This is a genomic window from Capnocytophaga sp. oral taxon 323 (genome assembly GCF_001278825.1).
Lineage (GTDB): Bacteria > Bacteroidota > Bacteroidia > Flavobacteriales > Flavobacteriaceae > Capnocytophaga > Capnocytophaga ochracea.
In genome coordinates this window covers 569,692-589,886 of sequence record NZ_CP012589.1, presented here as the reverse complement: position 1 = coordinate 589,886, position 20,195 = coordinate 569,692, and the positions used below count along the sequence as shown (strand labels likewise).

General features: G+C 38.1%; 20 protein-coding genes and 1 pseudogene. 12 read left to right on the top strand and 9 right to left on the bottom strand.

The window, feature by feature from the left end:
- Window positions 1-156 precede the first annotated feature (156 nt).
- Window positions 157-1,395, bottom strand: coding sequence for a sodium/glutamate symporter (gene gltS / locus AM608_RS02625; RefSeq protein ID WP_053580671.1), 1,239 nt, complete (start codon window positions 1,393-1,395; stop codon window positions 157-159).
- 281 nt (window positions 1,396-1,676) lie between these two features.
- On the opposite strand from gltS, the gene AM608_RS02620 reads away from it, so the two are divergent.
- From AM608_RS02620 to AM608_RS02595, 6 genes are all read left to right on the top strand, one after another.
- Complete coding sequence (locus AM608_RS02620; RefSeq protein WP_053580670.1) at window positions 1,677-2,639, top strand: transketolase family protein; 963 nt, start codon at window positions 1,677-1,679, stop codon at window positions 2,637-2,639.
- A 56-nt stretch (window positions 2,640-2,695) separates the two neighbouring features.
- A complete protein-coding gene (locus AM608_RS02615; RefSeq protein WP_053580669.1) occupies window positions 2,696-3,550 on the top strand; it encodes a hypothetical protein in 855 nt (284 codons plus the stop codon).
- A gap of 332 nt (window positions 3,551-3,882) precedes the next feature.
- The gene (locus AM608_RS02610; protein ID WP_053580668.1) at window positions 3,883-5,328 is read left to right on the top strand and encodes an SWIM zinc finger family protein; all 1,446 of its coding nucleotides are present in this window, start codon (window positions 3,883-3,885) and stop codon (window positions 5,326-5,328) included.
- Window positions 5,329-5,338: 10 nt separating this feature from the next.
- Window positions 5,339-7,165 (top strand): HEAT repeat domain-containing protein, encoded by a 1,827-nt coding sequence (locus tag AM608_RS02605; RefSeq protein WP_053580667.1) that lies wholly within the window; start codon window positions 5,339-5,341, stop codon window positions 7,163-7,165.
- A gap of 50 nt (window positions 7,166-7,215) precedes the next feature.
- The gene (locus AM608_RS12295; RefSeq protein ID WP_053580666.1) at window positions 7,216-7,425 is read left to right on the top strand and encodes a hypothetical protein; all 210 of its coding nucleotides are present in this window, start codon (window positions 7,216-7,218) and stop codon (window positions 7,423-7,425) included.
- A gap of 102 nt (window positions 7,426-7,527) precedes the next feature.
- Complete coding sequence (locus AM608_RS02595; RefSeq protein WP_053580665.1) at window positions 7,528-9,021, top strand: sulfatase; 1,494 nt, start codon at window positions 7,528-7,530, stop codon at window positions 9,019-9,021.
- Here AM608_RS02595 and AM608_RS02590 read toward each other — a convergent pair.
- From AM608_RS02590 to AM608_RS11975, 8 genes and pseudogenes are all read right to left on the bottom strand, one after another.
- Window positions 9,018-10,646: an AMP-binding protein gene (locus AM608_RS02590; protein ID WP_053580664.1), complete on the bottom strand. Its 1,629-nt coding sequence runs from the start codon at window positions 10,644-10,646 to the stop codon at window positions 9,018-9,020. The genes AM608_RS02595 and AM608_RS02590 overlap by 4 nt on opposite strands.
- Before the next feature lie 26 nt (window positions 10,647-10,672).
- Window positions 10,673-11,347: a tRNA (guanosine(37)-N1)-methyltransferase TrmD gene (gene trmD / locus AM608_RS02585; RefSeq protein ID WP_053580663.1), complete on the bottom strand. Its 675-nt coding sequence runs from the start codon at window positions 11,345-11,347 to the stop codon at window positions 10,673-10,675.
- Window positions 11,348-11,351: 4 nt separating this feature from the next.
- Complete coding sequence (locus AM608_RS02580) at window positions 11,352-11,990, bottom strand: hypothetical protein (RefSeq protein ID WP_002672221.1); 639 nt, start codon at window positions 11,988-11,990, stop codon at window positions 11,352-11,354.
- Between the two features lie 30 nt (window positions 11,991-12,020).
- Window positions 12,021-12,623, bottom strand: coding sequence for a thioredoxin family protein (locus AM608_RS02575; protein ID WP_053580662.1), 603 nt, complete (start codon window positions 12,621-12,623; stop codon window positions 12,021-12,023).
- A gap of 63 nt (window positions 12,624-12,686) precedes the next feature.
- Entirely contained in the window at window positions 12,687-13,919 is a 1,233-nt protein-coding gene (gene clpX / locus AM608_RS02570) for an ATP-dependent Clp protease ATP-binding subunit ClpX (protein WP_002672217.1), read from the bottom strand.
- Window positions 13,919-14,577, bottom strand: a pseudogene (clpP, locus tag AM608_RS02565) (ATP-dependent Clp endopeptidase proteolytic subunit ClpP). The gene clpX and the pseudogene clpP overlap by 1 nt, the downstream one beginning before the upstream one ends.
- Window positions 14,578-14,809: 232 nt before the next feature.
- The gene (gene tig, locus AM608_RS02560) at window positions 14,810-16,138 is read right to left on the bottom strand and encodes a trigger factor (RefSeq protein ID WP_009751461.1); all 1,329 of its coding nucleotides are present in this window, start codon (window positions 16,136-16,138) and stop codon (window positions 14,810-14,812) included.
- A 255-nt stretch (window positions 16,139-16,393) separates the two neighbouring features.
- Window positions 16,394-16,555 (bottom strand): hypothetical protein, encoded by a 162-nt coding sequence (locus AM608_RS11975; RefSeq protein ID WP_157466226.1) that lies wholly within the window; start codon window positions 16,553-16,555, stop codon window positions 16,394-16,396.
- 284 nt (window positions 16,556-16,839) lie between these two features.
- Between AM608_RS11975 and AM608_RS02555 the strand changes: the two genes are divergently transcribed.
- The 6 genes from AM608_RS02555 (at window position 16,840) to AM608_RS02530 (ending at window position 20,165) form a co-directional block, all read left to right on the top strand.
- Entirely contained in the window at window positions 16,840-17,685 is an 846-nt protein-coding gene (locus AM608_RS02555) for an NADAR family protein (RefSeq protein ID WP_172672740.1), read from the top strand.
- Between the two features lie 103 nt (window positions 17,686-17,788).
- Window positions 17,789-18,403, top strand: coding sequence for a uridine kinase (udk, locus tag AM608_RS02550; protein WP_002672209.1), 615 nt, complete (start codon window positions 17,789-17,791; stop codon window positions 18,401-18,403).
- Window positions 18,403-18,711: a septum formation initiator family protein gene (locus AM608_RS02545; protein ID WP_002672207.1), complete on the top strand. Its 309-nt coding sequence runs from the start codon at window positions 18,403-18,405 to the stop codon at window positions 18,709-18,711. Before udk ends, AM608_RS02545 begins: the two co-directional genes overlap by 1 nt.
- 31 nt (window positions 18,712-18,742) lie before the next feature.
- Entirely contained in the window at window positions 18,743-19,060 is a 318-nt protein-coding gene (locus AM608_RS02540; protein ID WP_002672205.1) for a DUF4298 domain-containing protein, read from the top strand.
- A gap of 50 nt (window positions 19,061-19,110) precedes the next feature.
- A complete protein-coding gene (locus AM608_RS02535) occupies window positions 19,111-19,527 on the top strand; it encodes a PaaI family thioesterase (RefSeq protein ID WP_009750555.1) in 417 nt (138 codons plus the stop codon).
- A 17-nt stretch (window positions 19,528-19,544) separates the two neighbouring features.
- Window positions 19,545-20,165 carry an L-threonylcarbamoyladenylate synthase gene (locus AM608_RS02530; protein WP_015782995.1) on the top strand — a complete coding sequence of 207 codons (621 nt, stop codon included), beginning with the start codon at window positions 19,545-19,547 and terminating at the stop codon, window positions 20,163-20,165.
- The last annotated feature ends 30 nt before the right edge of the window (window positions 20,166-20,195 follow it).

The window sequence follows — 20,195 nt, the reverse complement described above, 5'->3', positions numbered from 1 at the left end:
AATTTTGTCCATTATACTTTAAATAACCTTTTGTTAAAATAAATCTTTTAGTTTTTCAGAATCTAATATTTTTCTTTTTGTCTTTGTTCTTTGCTAGTTTATCCTATAAACTTTTGTATAAGCTAATCCTAATTTCACCATAACCATCGGCTATTATCATTGCAACAAACTAATAAAGGTAGTTAAAATAAAAGCATTGATGAAGTCGATAAAGAAAGCCCCTACCATTGGCACTATCAAGAAGGCTTTGTGTGAAGGTCCAAAACGCTCGGTTACCGACTGCATATTGGCGACTGCCGTAGGGGTGGCACCCATACCAAAACCACAGTGTCCTGCTGAGAGTACAGCAGCATCGTAGTTGCTACCCATCAGGCGGAAGGTAACAAAATAGGCATAAGAGCACATCACAAAGGTTTGCACTGCCAAAATAATGAGCATCGGGAGGGCTAAATCAAGCAATTGCCACAGTTTGAGGTTTAAGAGGGCAATGCCTAAAAACAAACTCAGAGAAGCGTTGCCAAACACATCGATAGCGCGGTCGAACATATTTACACTAAAGCCTCTGGTGAGCACATTGCGCAAGAGTACCCCAAAGAACAATGCCCATACAAACTGAGGAATAGTGAATCTCTCAGGGAAGAAGGCAGTTACTGTGGGTGATACCATTATAGCTGAAAACGATAGGCAAGCGGCAAATAGTGCCATAGTTTCTATCGCTGATTTAGAAGTGATGAGGCGTTGTTTAATTGCATTTTCAAAAACTTCTACTACGTTATCGGCTACGGTGTCAGTAGTTTGTTTTTCAGTAATAGGCTTTTTTCCTATATTGTTCACTAACTTGCGTGCTATGGGACCACCAATAAGTCCGCCGAGTACCAATCCGAAGGTAGCCGAAGCCATTCCCAGGTCAGTAGCTCCCTTTATACCGTAGTCGGTTTCTAATATTTTACCCCAAGCACCTGCCGTTCCGTGTCCGCCAGTAAGTGTTATAGAGCCCGTGATGAGTCCCATAACAGGGTTTTGCCCCAAGGCACTTGCTAAGCCCACCCCCACAGAGTTCTGTACTACAATAAAGAGGGCGACCACCCCCAGGAAAATAATCAGCCCTCTACCACCAGCTTTTAGTCGAGAGAAATCGGCACTCAAACCTATGGACGAAAAGAAAAATAGCATAAAAGCATCTTGCAAGCTGTTATTGAACTCTAAGGAAATGCCTGTGGCAGTATACAGCAGATAGATAAATACTGCTGCTAACAATCCGCCCGCTACAGGTTCGGGTATATTGAAGTTTCTTAAAAATTTAATTTTATGCACTAATAGTCGCCCTACGAGTAACACTATTGTAGCGACAATCAGGGTGTAATAAGGGTCGATGATAATGGTTTTCATATCCATAATAAGCGAGATATAGATTTAATGAGGGGCTAAAAGTACAAAAGATTATTTTACTGAAGAAATAAATAAACAAAAAAAAACTGTAAGTAATGAATGTTTACTATCTTTACTCTTAATTTAAAACGATAGCTTGTGATAGAACTAATTAGCTTTCTTCTTATGCTTATAGAGGCGTTTCTGCTATTCATTTATTTTGTTTATGCAGAAATAGAAAGTTTTGTTAGGAAAAAAGATAAAAAGTATTACTTTTGTCGCTCAAAAAGAATAACACTCATTTACCGATGAAAAAATATATTGATACAGGAAAAAAAGACACCCGAAGTGGTTTCGGGGCAGGACTTGCTGAGTTAGGACGTAAGAACCCTAATGTAGTTGCTCTTTGTGCCGATTTGATTGGCTCATTGAAGATGGAAAAATTTATCGAGGAGAACCCTACGTGCTTCTTTCAAATAGGTATTGCTGAGGCAAATATGATGGGTATTGCTGCTGGTCTTGCTATTGGAGGTAAAATACCTTTTACAGGCACCTTTGCAGCTTTCTCTACAGGGCGTGTGTATGACCAAATACGCCAGTCGATAGCTTATTCAAATAAAAACGTAAAAATTTGTGCCTCTCACGCTGGGCTTACTCTCGGAGAAGATGGAGCTACCCATCAAATATTAGAAGATATTGGTTTGATGAAAATGCTTCCTAATATGGTAGTTATCAATCCTTGTGATTACAATCAAACGAAAGCTGCTACTATTGCCATTGCTGATTATGTAGGTCCTGTTTACCTGCGTTTCGGTCGTCCTACGGTAGCAAACTTTACTCCTGAAGACCAAACCTTTGAAATAGGAAAAGGTATTTTGTTAAACGAAGGGAAGGACGTTACTATTATCGCTACAGGGCATTTGGTATGGGAAGCTCTTTTGGCTTGTGAGGAATTGGAGCAAAAAGGTATTTCAGCAGAAGTTATCGATATCCACACTATTAAACCGTTAGATGAAGAGCTTATTCTTACTTCAGTAAAGAAAACTAAAGCAGTAGTAACTTGTGAAGAGCATAATTACTATGGTGGATTAGGTGAGAGCATAGCTCGTGTGCTTACACAGCATTATCCTGCTCCACAGGAATTTGTGGCTGTAAACGACACCTTTGGTGAAAGTGGAACTCCTGCTCAGCTAATGCAAAAGTACGGTTTAGACAAAGAAGGTATCTTGAAAGCAGTTGAGAAAGTACTCAAAAGAAAAACTACCCATTAAGAGAAGATAAAAAACTGCTAATTTATTTGGTAAAATAAATAAAAAGCAAATTGTTTATGATAGATTATTTACAAACCAAGAATCCTTATTTTAATACCTCTGGACTTACTTCATCAGAGGCTAACTATGTATGTGAGCGTATCAAAGAACGGCTCAAACCTATTCAAGACCTTGTTAATACTATTGAAACTCATACTTCAAGTATTGATGGGGAACCTTTGGATAACTTTGAGAAGGTAGAAGATATCGGAGGTAAGCTCACTGAAATAGGGTCGCTATATGCAATCTCAGCTTATTTGCGTACGGCAATTAAGGAAAAGGAAGCCCGATTAGATATGCTAACAAAAAAACTAACCAATATACAACTTGAAGCAGAAGCTGAAGTAAAACCAATTGACTATGAACAGCTCAATCGGCTTAGAGAGGTTACCATAGAGGATTACCTCAAAACTTTATCACTTGAAGAAGTAGTACGATATAAGGAAGCTGAAGCTAAAGCTGCCCACATTGGGAAGTATATTCATAATTTTGATGAAGTACGAGCAAATCTCACAAAGAAAGAACTTATTACCTTAAAACAAGTAGGTGAGCAGGTATTTAAAGTAAAGAATGTACCCTTGTATGACCTCGCTGAGCTACAAGAACTGCAAGAACAGCTATTAGCTCAGCATCGCGAGGTTGAAAGTGAAGTAAACTTTTATAAGGCTCAGTTTCGTACGTTCCAGAATAACGCTCAATTGCAATATGAACAAGAACTTCAAAGGTTGCAACAAGAACGTCAGGAAAAAGTAACTGCTCTGGTAGTAGAAAGAACTGCCGATTTGATGAAAATAAAGGAAACGGTTGCAGGTTTTAGAATCGTAGTGCCTAACAGTTATAAAAGTACTATTGAGTACCTTTTAAAGAAATAGGGTTTGGTGCGGTGTAAAATAGTTGACCTATAACAGATTTACATCATACCAATTTAGAAAGCTACAAAACGGATTTTTCATAAGATAGCAAACACACTCATTGATATTTTGCTCTATACCCAAACAGTTTTTAATAAGGGGAATGTGTGTTACCCCCCGCTGATGTTTATCACATCATAATTAAAACTTTGCTATAGTCTTTGCCTTTGTGAGTATAGAGGTCTTGAACTTAAACATTGCCATCGACTGCGTTCCGTTTTGTAGCTTTCACTTTTATAAAAGGATAATAAGTAGCTTATGTTCCGATAAAACCATATAATTCACAATACAATATGATAGAAGTAACACAACAAAAGATTGAAGAACTCGCTCCTAATGCCGAAGCAGCTAAAAAAGGGCGAGATTTACAAAAGAAGGGAAAATTTACTAATCTAAAAATCAATGCTGAAAAGAACCTCATATGGGGTGAATGTGCAGGAAGTGGTAAAAATCCTTATTATTGCTCAGCTGACTATATAGATAGCCATAACCCAGTGTTTCGTTGCAATTGCCCTAGCCGTCAGTTTCCTTGCAAACACGCTATTGGTTTATTGTATTGCTTTGAGGCAGATAAGAGTCAATTTAGTGAAGGTGAGGTGCCAGAAGATATTACTGCTAAGCGTGAAAAGATAGAGAAAAGACAGGAAAAGAAAACTCAAGAAAAAGAGTCTATCAAAGAGAAAGCTGAGAAACCTAAGAAGGTAAATAGAGCAGCTTTTGTTAAGAAAGTAGACACTCAGCTTATAGGTATTGATACAGCTCAGAAACTTTTGCGCGATATAGTCAGTATAGGACTTTCTTCAATAGATGCAAAATTACGCGCCACCCTTAGAACTCAAATAAAAGAATTGGGCAACTACTATATAGGCGGTATACAAACGGCTTTCAATAACCTACTTTTGTCACTTGAAGAAGTAGAAGAGGAAGAATATACAGAGGTAGTAAATAACTTAAATTATCTTTCTGCTTTACTGAAAAAAGCCTCTGAATATCTAAAAGCCCGCAAAGAAGATCCAGAAGGATTGCCTGAACTATCCTCAGCTATTGAAGAGCAAATAGGCTATGTATGGAAGTTAGTAGAGCTAATGCAATATGGACTTTATGAGGAAAATGCAAGCCTTGTACAGCTTTCGTTTAATAGTTATGACAATGAAGCGCGCAAAGAATATGTAGACGAAGGATTATGGCTTAACCTAACCACAGGCAAGATATTCAAAACGATGAATTATCGTCCTTACAGAGCAGCAAAGTACATCAAGGAAGAGAACACTATGTTTGGTGTTTTACAACTGAAAGACCTATATATTTACCCTGGCGATACCAATCCTCGTATTCGTTGGGAAGCTGACAGTATAACAGAACGCCCTCTACAAAAAACAGACTTTACTACCATTAAGCAATGGGCATCGGCTCAGTTTGCTGATACTATCAAGAGTGTAAAGAACACTATAAAAAATCCACTGATGGACAAGCATCCTGTAGTACTTTTAGCACTGCATAAAGCTTATAGAGTAGGGGAGGATTTGGTTGTAGAAGATGCCAATGGTTTTGCTATCACCTTGAAAGATATAGGAGAAGGGGCTGTATCGCCAACGGGCAATCTGAAAGCTTTTTTGCCCTCCAACGCCGAAGGGCTCACCCTCACAGCAATGATGCATAATGATGTAGCCAGTGGACTTTTGTCTGCTCAACCAATGTCGCTCATTACCCCTGATAAAATTATCCGTTTATTATATTAGCATATTAGATATGAAACCTTTATACGATTTACAACAAGAATTTAACCGCCTGTTTATAGCAGGAAGTAAGTTTGCTAAAAATGACCCTCGCTTGCAGAAGTACATTCCTATACTGAAGAAATTGGGAGAAAAGGCTCCTGTATTTAATAAATTAGCCCAAGAAGTAGAAGCATTGCTACAAGTTGAAAGCCAGCAATCTGCCGAAAAGCTATTAAGTGTTTCCACTTTGCTCTATTCGGTGCTCTATACACAAGGCGTTACTATACAAGCAGAAGCTACCAAAGCCCTACAAGAACCCAATGTATCTATAGCCGATGTGAATACAACCTATTCGTATTTACAACTGAAACCTGTATTGCAAGCTCTTACCCAAAGTAACTCAGGACGTTTAGAAGTACTTAAAGATGCTTTTGAACGTGGTATATTTAAAGATTCTCGTACCTTTGGTTATTTGAGCTATGCCTTGGCTGATAAGTATACTGAACTCGCCGATTATGTACTCCAAACTATTATTCCCACTTGTGGTCAAGCGATGCTCCCTTTCCTGCTATCGGATTTTCGTTTAGAGGATAAGACTGAAAACGTACGCCGTTTGCGATTATTATACCAGCTAAAGTATGCCCAGATGGATAGCCTAACGGATAAGATATTCAGTGAGAGTTTACCTAACCTACAAGCTGAAGCCATTAGCATAATAGCTGAGAGAAAAGATACACAAACAGAAGACTTTATTATGAGTCTTACAGGTGACAAGAATAAGTTGGTACGGGAGGCTTCCTATAAGGCATTAGCAATATTGGGCACACAACGTAGCATCGATAAGTTACTTGCACTTTATGAAACTAATAAAGCAAAAGGAAATGCAAAAGCTTTGGCTGAAGCTATTTCTTTATTAGCAATACCTTCACATTATCAACCTTTTCTTAAAAAGGTATACGAGCAATTTAATATACTACTTTCAATAGAAAAAACAGATAACAATGCAACAGTAACCAATGCTTTTGAACGTTTTGCTATTGATTTGGATATTTTGGAGAATAAGGATTGTAATGAAGTATATGAGTTCTTATCTGAATTATTACAATCTCAGAAATTCAATACTCTTCGGAAGAATCTATTTAAGAACACTTATGACCCCATACCTATGAAAATAGTGGGTATTCTCAATAGCTTTGAAGCTGATAAGGTAGTGGCATTTTATGATAAGCATAAGCAATATCTCACTTTTAACAGTGGTTATAATGATTTGTGGATAAACTTTTTTTGGAGAGCTTTTAATAATGATAATTTTAGTAAGGAACAACTATTTGAAACATTTAGCACTACACTTGGAAAATCACTTGCAACAGGAAGTATGTTAGAAGCATTTAGTGGAACTAATGGTTATTATACTTATACAATTCGTAAATGTTCAGAGGTGAGAGTAGATAGAATAGACCCTCGTTGGATACCTGTGTTTTATTCATTCCTCCGTAGTCTTAAAAAGCTCCATAACAATTATGCATTAAATACTTTTATTATACTTGATGCCTTAGAAAAAGATGGAAAATCATTAGATGAATGGCTTTTGAAAGCACTCTCAGAAACTTTTTCAGAAGACACTATATGGTTGTACCGCCTTATTTTAAAACGAAACTTACCCAATAAGTATGAGCTTGTTTATCACTCATTAGAAAAAATGAAGGCTGGAAATGCTTATTATTTTCTGTATAACCTTTCTGACACAGATTTTTGGAAGCAGTTTCCTAACGAATACGCACAGAAGTTCAGACTTTTGGCTGAGAAGAATAAGTTAAAGATATTTAAAGAAATAGCAGAAGAGATAGAAAGAGGATAACAAAAAGGGTGTGACAAAAGCACAAATGAATCGTTAATGATTAATGGTTAATGATTAGTAGTGAATTAAAAAGATTTTTATACAAAGCTTATAGGATAGACGGTGCGAACCACACGGGCAGGTGCGAGCCGCACAGGCAGATAATGAAAAGACGAACAAAAGACGAACAAAAGACGGTGCGAGCCGCACGGGCAGATAAACAAATGACGGTGCGAGCCGCACGGGCAGACAAACAAATGACGAACAATAAATATATCTAAGATCAACTTAGACCCTATCTAAGATGAAATTTAGTTATTATTTTAGTTATATATAATTTTCTTTAATTGAAAAGTTGTATCTTTGCTAAAACTTTAAATGAAATGAGAACACTCTTTTTACTTGCTTCAACACTCTTTTTTCTCACGGTTGAAGCACAACGCCCTAATATAGTAGTTTTTATAGTAGATGATATGGGATGGGAAGACACTTCTTTGCCTTTTTGGAGTGAACGTGTTCCTAATAACGATATTTATCACACACCTAATATGGAGCGATTGGCTTCGCGAGGGGTGCAGCTTACGCAAGGTTATGCGGCGTCAATTTGTTCGCCCAGCAGAGTGAGTTTACTTACCGGTAGCAATGCGGCACGCCACCGTGTTACTAACTGGACGTTGCACTACAATACCCCTACCGATGTGGAAGATACTGTGCTCACACCACCCGATTGGAATGTGAATGGTATTTCACCCATACTTAATGTACCTCACACTTATTATGCTAAAACGCTTCCTCAGTTATTAAAAGAAGCTGGCTATTACACTATTTGCATAGGAAAAGCACACTTTGGGGCAACTCAAACCTTAGGGACTAATCCGTTGAATTTAGGATTTGAGAAGAATATTGCAGGACACGCAGGAGGAGGACCTGCAAGCTATTCAGGGCTTACTAATTTTGGCAATCGTACTGATGGACAACCTTCGTCGGCTTTTGCGATTCCTGACCTCGAAAAATATTGGGGAAAAGATATTTCGGTAACTGAAGCACTTACGTTAGAAGCACTTGAAACATTAGATAACCGACCTAAAGACCGTCCATTTTTTCTCTACCTCTCACATTATGCAGTGCATATTCCTATTGAGGAAGATAAGCGTTTCAGTGCTAAATATCAGCATTTAAATCCTATTGAAGCCCGTTATGCCTCGATGATAGAAGCTATGGACAAGAGTTTGGGCGATGTGTTGGATTACCTCAAAGCACATCAGTTAGAAAATGATACTTTTATTTTGTTTCTATCGGACAACGGAGGGCTGAGTGCCGTAGGTCGTGGTGGAAAGCCTAATACACATAACTATCCGCTACAAGCAGGTAAAGGCTCGGCTTATGAAGGAGGTGTGCGTATTCCTATGATAGCCTCTTGGCAAGGGCAACTACCCACGAATAAGCGCACGGAGCAACCTGTAATTATAGAAGATGTATTTACGACGCTTTTGGAAGTGGCGAAGATAAGAAACTATAAAGTACCTCAAAAGGTAGATGGGAAAAGTTTTTTGGCGACCTTAAAAGGTAAAAGAGTAGGAGAGGAGCACCGTTACTTTTATTGGCATTGTCCTAACAATTGGTATACAGTAGAAGGCTATGGTTATGGAGCTTCGAGTGCTATAAGGCAAGGCGATTGGAAATTAGTATATATGCACAAAACAGGTGAAAAACAGTTGTTCAATATTAAAGAAGATATAAGCGAAGCTCATAACTTAATTAAGCAGTACCCTCGTAAGACAAAGCAACTCACAAAAAAATTGCGCCATTACCTCAAAGAAGTAAAGGCGCAGATGCCTATGAATAAAGAGACAGGGAAAATAGTTCCCTTACCTTAATCTTCGTCCTCTAAACCGAGTTCTCTCGCTGATATTTCACGCATTTCTACCTTGCGTATTTTACCCGAGATAGTCATCGGGAACTCTTCTACAAATTTCCAATAACGAGGCACTTTATAATGAGCAATACGCCCTTTGCAGAAGTCGTGGAGTTCTTCTTCGGTGAGGGTAACCCCTTCTTTAGGTTTAATCCAAGCCATAACTTCTTCACCGTATTTTTTGCTAGGGACACCAATTACTTGCGCGTCCATTACTCCTTTATAGGTATAGAGGAAGTCTTCTATTTCTTTAGGAGAGATATTCTCACCTCCGCGAATAATTAAATCTTTAATGCGACCTGAGATATGAATATAGCCATCCTCGTCCATCATAGCCAAATCGCCAGAGTGCATCCAGCGTTGTTCGTCTATCACCTGCTGTGTAGCTTGCGGACTGTTCCAATATTTCAACATTACTGAATAGCCACGGGTACATAGCTCACCGTTCTCACCTCGTTTGACGATAGCTTTGGTCTCAGGATTGATAATCTTAATCTCTAAGTGGTCGTGAATAGTTCCTACCGAGTAAATTTGTTTCTCGAAAGGTGCTCCTATTTTAGTTTGTGTAGAGACAGGTGAAGTTTCTGTCATACCGTAACAAATAGTTATTTCGTGCATATTCATTTGCTCTTTTACACGTTTCATAATTTCAGGAGGGCACAAAGCACCTGCCATTACTCCTGTGCGTAAACTTGATAAATCATAAGGTTGTTTGTCTAATACATACAGTTCTGAGATGAACATCGTAGGCACACCATAAAGCGAAGTACATTTTTCTTTCTCTACAGCTTCGAGTGTTTTAGTAGCATCGAAACTGTCATTAGGGATTACCATTGTAGCCCCGTGAACTGTACAAGCGAGATTTCCAATAACCATTCCGAAACAGTGGTAAAAAGGTACAGGAATACACACTCTGTCTTTTTCGGTATAATTCATTCGGATACCGATAAAATAACCGTTATTGAGGATGTTGTGGTGAGAAAGTGTAACACCTTTGGGGTTGCCCGTAGTTCCTGAAGTATATTGTATATTTACGGGGTCATCAAACTGCACTTTCTCTTCAAAAGAAAGTAGTTTCTCGTCGGTAACTTTTTCACCGTGTGCTAAGAAATGTTGCCAGCTCTCTCCCCAATACACTTCTTTACGCAAAGTTTCAGTAAACTCACGCGCATCGTCTATCATTTTTTTATAATTACTACTTTTAAACTGAGGGGCAGCGAAGATATATGATATCCCTGATTGATTGATTACATAAATCAGTTCGCTGGTGCGGTAAGCAGGATTGATATTCACCATTATCGCTCCTATTTTGGCGGTAGCATACTGCAAGAGCGTCCACTCATAGCAATTAGGCGACCAAATACCTACCCTATCGCCTTGTTTCACACCTAAGGCGATAAGCCCTTTGGCTACTGCCGTTACTTGTGCATAAAACTCGGCGTAAGTAACTCGATAGTCCTGGTGTACGGATATAAGCGCTTCCTTATTAGGGTATTTTTCCACTGTTTTACGAAGATTCTGGTCGATAGTCTCCCCTATAAGAGAGATATTGGAAGCTCCGTAAGTGTAAGCTAAGTTTTTATTCATAAGGATTATTTTAAGTTATTCTTTTGTTATTTCAGTAAGTCAGGTCGTTTGGCTTTGGTATGTTCATAAGCCATATTTTCCCGCCATTGTTCTATTTTAGGGGTATTGCCACTGGTAAGGATTTCGGGTACTTTCCAACCCTTGTAGTTGGCAGGACGTGTATAGACTGGTGGAGCCAACAAATTGTCTTGAAACGAATCGGTAAGGGCTGAGGTTTCATCGGAGAGGACACCAGGGATAAGGCGAATAATTGCATCGCAGAGTACAGCAGCTCCTAATTCTCCACCTGAAAGCACATAGTCACCAATGGATATTTCTTTAGTGATAAAGTGGTCGCGTACGCGTTGGTCTACCCCTTTGAAGTGCCCACACAAGATGATAAGATTTTTAGCCAACGACAGTTGGTTAGCCATCTTTTGTTGCAGTGTATCGCCATCAGGGGTGAGGAATATCACCTCGTCATAATCTCTTTCAGTTTTGAGAGCTGAAATACACTTATCGATAGGCTCTATCATCAGCACCATACCTGCCCCCCCCCCAAACTGATAGTCATCTACTTGTCGGTAGGCATTATTGGCATAATCGTGTAGGTTATGGAAATGTACTTCTACTAATTGTTTATCAATCGCACGCTTTATAATGGAGTAGCCAAAAGGACTCTCCATTAGTTCAGGAACAACCGATATAATATCAATACGCATCAGTCTAACGATGTTTGTTTATTTCGTCTTGCAACTGGCGACGCACTTTCTGTTCGCGTTCAATAGCTGCTTTGCGATAGCTCTCGTATTCCTCTTGTAATTCTGATAATTGATGAAGAGATTTTCTTGTAACGATATTTCCGTTAGAGTATTTGTAAATATATAGCACTAATAGAACTCCTAAAGCAATAATAATTCCCCACATAATGGTATTGTATAAGCCTTTGGATAACAAAGCTCCAAACAGATTCATACTATCTTTCTCATTGCGGGTCTGGTCTAAGGTAGTTTGTAAAGAGGCTATATTATCATTTAGTGTCTTAATAGTTTCTTCGTGAGTTTTTACTTTTCCCTTTTCAGCCGCGAGGCGTGATTTTATATTATTCACACTGTCTGCCATACTGCGTTGAAAGCTGGCAAGCTTAACTTTGTCAAACATTTTGTAGTTTTGCCAAGACCCTGCTCTGTCTATCATACGTTGGAACTGTTCGGGTAGGCTGGTAGGCTTTGGTTCTTCAGGTTGTACTTCCACAGTAGTTGAAGCAGTTTTCTGTGAACTAAATGAAGTTGTTGTCGCATCTTGTGCTTTAATTGATACACCAGAAAAGGCACTAAGTGCCATCATTATTATTAGTTTTTTCATATAACTTATATTTTAAATTAATAATTGAGGTTACAATGTTTTCATTATCTTCATAAAATCGTCTACAATGGTGGCTCCTTTGTCCTGGTTGTACCATTTTTGTAGTTCTTCTTTGGATTCAGGGGTGAGTTTACCATTCTTAGTTTTCTCTTCTTCTACCATTTTAGTAGCTACTGACGGACGAGAGCCCCAATGTGCTAACACCTTATCTTCTAAGTCTAAAAACACTACTACAGGAATGGCTTTACCTCCATTGGTAAGAAAAAGATTCATCAGCTCTTCATTCTCATCTCTAAAAACAAGTTTCATAGTGATTTTAGGGTTGAGGGTCGCTATTTTATGTACGACGGGTACAATTTGAGCTGCATCAGCACACCAACTTTCGGTAATCACTAATAAACAAACACTCTTAGGATAGTTTGCAAAGAATTGACCCTTATCTTCAGGTATTTCTATGGTCTTATCTAAACGTTTGTAGCGTTTTTGGTTCAAAGCAGTGTAATATATGCGTTCTTCGGTTTGTTCTTCTCCGCTCGATTTTCCTTCTGTTGCATACTTGTCTATCAGATTGCGATAGGTCTCGTAAGAAACAGCTTTTAGGAGGCTATTGCGAATGATTTGTGTTGTATCCATATTCAATTAATTAACAATTAAAAGGTAAGGCACGAGCTACAAGCTCGCACCTGCTTTTGTAATTTAAGAAGCTATTTGCAAAGCCGATTTGTTGAGTTTTTCCTCAGCGTATTCTTTGGTTATTGTCAGTTCTTTTACGCCTGAATTAGGAAGCTCAAACATCGCATCAGTGAGTATATTCTCGCATAGCGAACGCAAACCACGTGCGCCGAGTTTATATTCTAAGGCTTTCTCAACGATAAAGTCGAGTGCTTCTTCTGTTATATCAAATTTAATGCCATCCATCTCAAAGAGTTTTTTATACTGTTTGATGATAGCGTTCTTAGGTTCGGTAAGAATCATACGTAAAGTGTGTTTATCTAATGGATTCATATAGGTAAGCACCGGCAAACGACCTATAATCTCGGGTATCAAACCGAAGTCTTTTAGGTCTTTTGGTATGATGTATTGCACCAAGTTTTTCCTATCTACTTGTGTATTTTTAGACGAGTTGTAACCCACCGCTTGCATATTCAGGCGTTTAGAAATAACACGCTCAATACCGTCGAAAGCTCCTCCGGCAATAAACAAGATGTGTTCGGTGTTTACTTCTATATACTTCTGATCGGGGTGCTTGCGTCCGCCCTTGGGAGGTACGTTCACCACAGAGCCTTCGAGGAGTTTTAGCAGTGCTTGCTGTACTCCTTCGCCCGATACGTCACGAGTGATAGAGGGATTGTCGCTCTTGCGAGCAATCTTGTCGATTTCGTCTATGAACACGATGCCTCTTTCAGCTTTTTCCACATCGTAGTCAGCAGCTTGTAACAAGCGTGAGAGAATACTCTCCACATCTTCACCTACATAGCCTGCCTCAGTGAGTACTGTAGCGTCTACAATGGCAATAGGCACATTTAGCATCTTAGCAATGGTGCGTGCTACCAAGGTTTTACCTGTACCCGTTTCGCCTACCATTATCACGTTACTCTTTTGTATTTCCACTTCATCGTCGGCATCGGGTTGTTGCAAACGCTTGTAGTGATTGTATACCGCCACTGAGAGTATTTTTTTAGTAAAGTCCTGACCTATTACATACTGGTCGAGGAATTTTTTAATCTCTTGTGGGGTTTTCAGGGTCATATCACCCGATACTACAGGCTTTCCTTTTTGAGCTTTAGTACCGAATGCCTCTTCTATAATGATATTAGCTTGTTCAACGCAATAGTTGCATATATTACCAGCCATACCGCGAATTAGCATCTCGGTTTCGGGTTCTGCACGACCGCAGAATGAACAATATTCTACTTCTTTTTTAGCCATTATTTTCTTTCTAACACTTCGTCTATCATACCATACTCTTTAGCTTCGCGTGCTATCATCCAGTAGTCGCGTTCTGAGTCTTTATACACTTTAGCAAAAGGTTGCTTAGAGTGTTTGGCAATGATTTCGTAGAGTTCGTTTTTGAGTTTCAACATTTCTTTTAGATTTATTTCCATATCGCTGGCTACCCCTTGTGCACCTCCCGAAGGTTGGTGAATCATCACACGAGAGTGTGGCAATGCCGAGCGTTTGCCCTCAGTTCCAGCACATAGCAATACGGCAGCCATCGAAGCAGCAATACCGGTGCAGATAGTAGCCACATCAGGTTTTATAAACTGCATCGTATCGTAAATACCTAAGCCGGCATACACGCTACCCCTGGCGAATTGATATAGATTTGAATATCTTTAGCGCTATCCACACTTTCCAAGAAAAGCAATTGCGCAGTAACAATATTCGCTACTTGGTCGTTTACATCGGTACCCAAGAAGATGATTCTATCCATCATCAAGCGCGAAAATACGTCCATTTGGGCTACATTCAGCTGTCGTTCCTCCATAATGTAAGGGGTCATACTGCCGATAATCTTATCGTAGTAAAGACTATTTACACCGTGCTGTTTAGTAGCATATTTTCTAAATTCGTCTGATAAATTCACTTTTTTAATGATTAATTGTTAATAATTAAAGGTTATCTTTTTAGGAAGTATGGTTAGATAATGATTAACAGACTTCTACAAAATATCAAACTTTGTCTAAGTGTAGCTGTTTTTACCTTTTATCTCTTACCTTTTACCTAAAAAGGGTAGTCCAAAATTGCCAAAGTAAGATACAGAAATGGTATTTATCATTAGCAATTTTGGACTGGTTTTTTATGTTTTTTGTGAAGTTCTATTCAGGGAAAGCTAACTTTACAAATTCATCGAAAGTAACTTTCTTTACATCAGTATTTACATTTTCTTTGTAAAACTCAATGAGTTTCTTAAATACCAATTGTTGCTGAATGCGTTGTACTTCTTCGCGGTTTTGTAATACACGGTCTACAATGCCGTCTACATAACTATCGTCATCGGTAGGCATACCGTATTGAGATAACTGTGCTTTGATATAAGTGCGCGCAAAGTCTTTTAACTCTTCAAATTTAGGGTGCAAGTTATTATCTTCCATTACCTTGCCTTCGATAAGCTGATAACGCAATCCTTTTTCTGAATGCTCGTATTCTTTTTCCGCTTCTTCCTCAGTAAGTTCTTTTTCACCAGCGGTACGCAACCATTTTTTAAGGAAAGCAACAGGGAGGTCAAACTGAGTATTGTCTACCAAATAATCGGTAACGGTGTTTAAAAAATGCTGGTCAGCTTGCTCATTGTATTGTTGTTGAGCACCTTCTCTTATCTTGTTGCGCAATTGCTCTTCGGTGGTAACAGAACCATCAGGGAAGAGCTTATTAAACAATTCTTGGTTTAAAGCAGCTTTTTCGCGTTCATTCACTTCTTCCAGGGTAAAAGTAACTTCTACATCTAAGTGATGAGCTTCGTCGTGCGATACTTTTAGGTAGTGCATTAAGCTGTGTGCATCTTTGAACAATCCTTTGGTTTGCAACTGAAATTGGTCACCTATTTTTTTGCCTACAAACTCTTTGCGAACAGCATTGCTGAGTTCTTCTAAGGTGAAAGTAGCTTGAGAGTCAATACCTTTTTCCTCGTTAAAGAAAGTACCAGTCACTTCAAGACTGTCATCATCTATTACTTCGCCTTTGGCAACGAGTTTACCAAATTGTTTCTGAATGCGTTCTATTTGTTTGTCGATTTGGTCATCAGTAACGGTAATTTCGTAGCGAACGATTCCTTTTTTAGGTTGCAAGTTTACTTCGATAGCAGGAGCCAAGCCTATTTCAAACTCAAAAGTAAAGTCATCAGCATCTAAGTCGATGTCTTTTTTCTCTTTGGGGAGAGGGTTACCTAAAATATTGAGTTTTTCATCGCCTATGTATTTGTACAACGAGTCTTGTAACACTCGGTTTATTTCGTCAAACTTCACAGCTTTGCCATACTGTCTTTTAATCATACCAGCAGGTACGTGACCCTTTCTAAATCCAGGAATAGAAGCAGTTTTTCTGTAATCGTTTAGTACTTTCTCTACTTTATCGGCGTAGTCGTTTTTTTCAATAGCTATCTTAATGACAGCATTCAAAGCATCTACTTGCTCTCTGTTTATATTCATTTTTTAAAAAATATTAATCCAAATTTTTCAGTTTGCAAAAGTAGTACATTTTTTTTATATAGCAAAACTTTATGCTAATTCTTATATTTTAAAAGCATCAATTTTACTTTTTCTTCACCCTAAATTTTTAATCATTTTCATCTCACAATGTTTTTTGCGTCGCTACATTCCTCAAAGAGGAAGTTTGCAACAGCTCAGTATGTGAATAGGGAGAGGTTTCTTTCACCTTATCTTCATTCATTGTTCGTTATTTGTTCATCTGCCCTTGCGACTCGCACCTTCTTTTCTTCGTCTTTTCTTTATCTGCCCGTGCGACTCGCACCGTCTTTTCTTCGTCTTTTCTTTATCTGCCTGTGCGGCTCGCACCGTCATTTGTTCGTCTTTTGTTCGTTCTTTCTTCGTCTTTTGTTCGTTCATTGTTCGTTCATTGTTCGTCTTTTGTTCGTCTTTTGTTCGTTCATTGTTCGTTCATTGTTCGTCTTTTCTTTATCTGCCCGTGTGGCTCGCACCGTCTTTTGTTCGTTATTTCATTATCTGCTCTTGTGGCTCGCACCGTCTTTTTATTACCTGCCCATCGTGCTATGATTGCCTGTCGTGCTACGACTGCCCGTACGATTCGCACTGTGGTATTAACAGCGCATTTGCTAATTATCTAATTATTTACTATCTTTGTCCCATTGTTAATGATTAATTATTCAATTATGGATTATATGACTCCGCAGTGGATTAAATATCCTGAACTTTCTGAATTTACGATGGGCTGGCGTATGGGCTATGGCGAAGAGTACCGTTACCATTTTTGGGATTGGTACGACACGCTTACATCTAAACAGCAGCAAGAGTATCAAAAGCTTTTTCCTTATCCTGTTTTTTGGCATCACAACAATTGGAAAATGATTAATAATGACGGTAAATTATCTCAAGATATTGTTGATAATGAAGAGGATTATTACTTTGGAAGTATTTCCTTTTGGCAACCTAAGGGAATGTGTAAATATTCCAAAGAAACCTTTCTTAACTCTCCTAAAAAACTCAAGTTTCTCTTCTTTTGGAAACCTAATGCCGATGCCATAGATGAATCCTGTTTTTCACAATGGCAACTTTCGTCTTTTAATGTAAATACCGATGAATATTCGTGTACTGAACAGTATATGATGGCTGAAAAAGCTCGTTTGTTTGACGATGAAGAAGTAGAAAAGGAAATAATGAACACCACTGACCCTAAGCTGATAAAGGCTTTAGGCAGAAAAGTACGCAATTTCGACCCTGCCGTATGGGATAAGGTGAAATACAGTATTGTACTTAATGGCAATTACTATAAATTTACCCAAAACCAAGCAATGATGGATTTTCTTTTATCTACGGGTGATAAGATATTAGTAGAAGCCAGTCCGTTAGACACCATTTGGGGTATTGGTTTAGGTAAAGATAACGAAAAAGCGTTCAACATCGCTTCGTGGCGTGGTAAGAATCTCTTGGGGTTTGCCCTAATGGAAGTACGAGATGAACTGGGCAAACTTTATAAGAACGCACACTTGTTGCTGTAGTATGTAAAGACCAATCACTAAAAGAACTTCTCATTGACGATTTTTAAGTTTTACTTTGTCAATTGAGTAGTATTTTATACTTTTGCCCCAAAATACATCAAAGATGCTTATCATAGGAATTACAGGAGGAACAGGTTGTGGTAAAACAACTGTTGTTAATCAAATTATTAAAGAACTCTCAGGCGAGGAAGTTACCGTTATTTCACAAGATTCTTACTATAAAGATTTGAGTTATCTTAGCTTTTCTGACCGTACCAAAATCAATTTCGACCATCCCAACTCTATCGATTTTGATTTACTTAAAGAACATTTATTAGCATTAAGAGAAGGAAAAGATATTCAAAGTCCTACTTATTCATTCGTAGAACACAACCGTACTAACGAAACCATTTTAGTTAAACCTACCAAAGTAGTAATTGTAGAAGGTATTCTTATCTTTGCACACCCCGATATCCGTGAGCTTTTTGATATTAAAATATTTGTACACGCCGATTCTGATGAACGACTTATACGTCGTATCAAACGCGATACAACCGAGAGAGGTCGTGATGTGAATGAAGTACTCAATCGCTATCAAACCACCTTAAAACCTATGCATTTAGAGTTTATTGAACCTGCTAAAGAATTCGCCGATATCATTATTCCTAATAATAAGCGCAATAAAGTAGCTATTGATATCATTAAAACAATAGTGCATAACCGTATATTTCAAAAATAATGAAAAAGTTACTTGAATATCTATCTTTATTGAAGGGCTATAAACTATATCTTGCCATATTATTCTTTTTTATAATATGGATGACTTTCTTTGATGCTAATTCTATATTAACTCACCACGAACTCAATAAAGAAAGAGAAAAACTCAATAAGCAAAAACAGTTCCTTAAAAGGGAGATTGAAAAAGATAAAAAAGAACTTCAATCTCTTTACACCGAAGAAGGTAAAGAGAAGTTAGGACGTGAAATATACTATCTCAAACACGACGACGAAGAAGTGTTTATCATCGAATACGATAGCATTAATTAAAACAATAAACTAACTTTTTTTTGAATTAGCTATGAACAAACGATATGAGAATATTAGCAAGATGAACGACATTCTTGCTAAATTAGAAAATACTCTTACCAAAGCTCAAGAAGTATTGGAAGAATGGAAAGCAATTCAACCTGAGTATGACCAGTTGGTAGCTTATTACGATAGTAAACAGTGGCGCCAAGACTATTTTGATAGTAACGATGGTAAAATACCTGACGAAGTACCGCAATGGGTACTTACACAAGATGCTATTTTTGATGCTATTGGCACTCAGTTTTATTTAGCTGATGAATATCGCACTTTATTAGATAAAATTAAAGCAAAAGAAATGAATCCTTAGGAAATCACCGCTTATACTTTTGTAAACTCTTAAAGTTTTTACCAAATCATATGAATAAAGAAACCTTGCGACAACTGTGGGAAACACTACCGCCTAATAATTTAATGCGTGATTGGCAAATGGAAATTGCTGAAATTACTGAAAGTACTATTACTCTTAGTATGCCAGTTACCGAACGCGTTACTCAGATAGACGGGGTTCTTCACGGGGGGGCTACACTTGCGCTGGCAGAAACTGCAGGGAGTTTAGGAGCTTATTTGCTCTATCGAGAAGAAGGAGAGCAGATACGAGGTATAGAACTAAGTGCTAATCACGTGCGAGCAGGTAGGGTAGGAGATACACTCTATGCTAAGGCAATATGTGTGAATGCAGGTAGAACGCTCCAGTTATGGGAAATAAAAGTAACAAATCAAGACGAAAAGCTTATCTCTTACTGCAAATTTACCACTATAAGAATTAATTACTAACTGTTAATCATTGAAAAATGGCTGAGTTTATAAAACTATATAACGAAAATCCCAATGAAAAAGATATAAATAGGGTAGTAGAAGTCCTTCGTCGTGGAGGATTGATTATTTATCCTACCGACACAGTTTACGGATTGGGCTGTGATATTACTAACACTAAAGCTCTTGAAAAGATTGCACGTATCAAAGGAGTAAAGCTCGAAAAAGCAAACTTCTCTTTTGTGTGTTCTGATTTAAAGAACCTATCAGATTACGTAAAACAAATAGATACAAGTACTTTTAAGTTGTTGAAACGTACTTTACCTGGTCCTTATACTTTCATTATGCAAGGTAATAATAATTTGCCTAAAGATTTTAAGAAGAAAAAAACAGTGGGTATTCGTGTCCCCGATAATTTAATAGCTCGTACAATTGTAGAGAAATTAGGGAATCCTATTGTATCTACCTCTATTTATGATGAAGATGATGTGATAGAATATACCACCGATCCAGAACTTATTTTCGAAAAATGGCAAAACAAAGTAGATTTGGTGATTGACGGCGGTTATGGCGATAATGTAGCTTCCACAGTTATAGACCTTTCAGGAGATGCTCCTAAAGTATTGCGTGAAGGCAAAGGAGACATATCGATTATTTAATATTAGCCGTTAGTGGTTAGAAACTAACGA

What these genes read in the sequence shown, in the direction of transcription:
- AM608_RS02575 (WP_053580662.1), bottom strand. Translation starts at nt 12,623, where the DNA reads ATGGATACAACACAAATCATTCGCAATAGCCTCCTAAAAGCTGTTTCT.
- AM608_RS02595 (WP_053580665.1), top strand. Translation starts at nt 7,528, where the DNA reads ATGAGAACACTCTTTTTACTTGCTTCAACACTCTTTTTTCTCACGGTT.
- gltS (WP_053580671.1), bottom strand. Translation starts at nt 1,395, where the DNA reads ATGGATATGAAAACCATTATCATCGACCCTTATTACACCCTGATTGTC.
- AM608_RS02615 (WP_053580669.1), top strand. Translation starts at nt 2,696, where the DNA reads ATGATAGATTATTTACAAACCAAGAATCCTTATTTTAATACCTCTGGA.
- udk (WP_002672209.1), top strand. Translation starts at nt 17,789, where the DNA reads ATGCTTATCATAGGAATTACAGGAGGAACAGGTTGTGGTAAAACAACT.
- AM608_RS02555 (WP_172672740.1), top strand. Translation starts at nt 16,840, where the DNA reads ATGGATTATATGACTCCGCAGTGGATTAAATATCCTGAACTTTCTGAA.
- AM608_RS02605 (WP_053580667.1), top strand. Translation starts at nt 5,339, where the DNA reads ATGAAACCTTTATACGATTTACAACAAGAATTTAACCGCCTGTTTATA.
- AM608_RS02610 (WP_053580668.1), top strand. Translation starts at nt 3,883, where the DNA reads ATGATAGAAGTAACACAACAAAAGATTGAAGAACTCGCTCCTAATGCC.
- trmD (WP_053580663.1), bottom strand. Translation starts at nt 11,347, where the DNA reads ATGCGTATTGATATTATATCGGTTGTTCCTGAACTAATGGAGAGTCCT.
- AM608_RS02545 (WP_002672207.1), top strand. Translation starts at nt 18,403, where the DNA reads ATGAAAAAGTTACTTGAATATCTATCTTTATTGAAGGGCTATAAACTA.
- AM608_RS02620 (WP_053580670.1), top strand. Translation starts at nt 1,677, where the DNA reads ATGAAAAAATATATTGATACAGGAAAAAAAGACACCCGAAGTGGTTTC.
- AM608_RS02535 (WP_009750555.1), top strand. Translation starts at nt 19,111, where the DNA reads ATGAATAAAGAAACCTTGCGACAACTGTGGGAAACACTACCGCCTAAT.
- AM608_RS02530 (WP_015782995.1), top strand. Translation starts at nt 19,545, where the DNA reads ATGGCTGAGTTTATAAAACTATATAACGAAAATCCCAATGAAAAAGAT.
- AM608_RS02590 (WP_053580664.1), bottom strand. Translation starts at nt 10,646, where the DNA reads ATGAATAAAAACTTAGCTTACACTTACGGAGCTTCCAATATCTCTCTT.
- AM608_RS11975 (WP_157466226.1), bottom strand. Translation starts at nt 16,555, where the DNA reads ATGAACGAACAAAAGACGAAGAAAGAACGAACAAAAGACGAACAAATG.
- clpX (WP_002672217.1), bottom strand. Translation starts at nt 13,919, where the DNA reads ATGGCTAAAAAAGAAGTAGAATATTGTTCATTCTGCGGTCGTGCAGAA.
- AM608_RS02540 (WP_002672205.1), top strand. Translation starts at nt 18,743, where the DNA reads ATGAACAAACGATATGAGAATATTAGCAAGATGAACGACATTCTTGCT.
- tig (WP_009751461.1), bottom strand. Translation starts at nt 16,138, where the DNA reads ATGAATATAAACAGAGAGCAAGTAGATGCTTTGAATGCTGTCATTAAG.
- AM608_RS12295 (WP_053580666.1), top strand. Translation starts at nt 7,216, where the DNA reads ATGATTAGTAGTGAATTAAAAAGATTTTTATACAAAGCTTATAGGATA.
- AM608_RS02580 (WP_002672221.1), bottom strand. Translation starts at nt 11,990, where the DNA reads ATGAAAAAACTAATAATAATGATGGCACTTAGTGCCTTTTCTGGTGTA.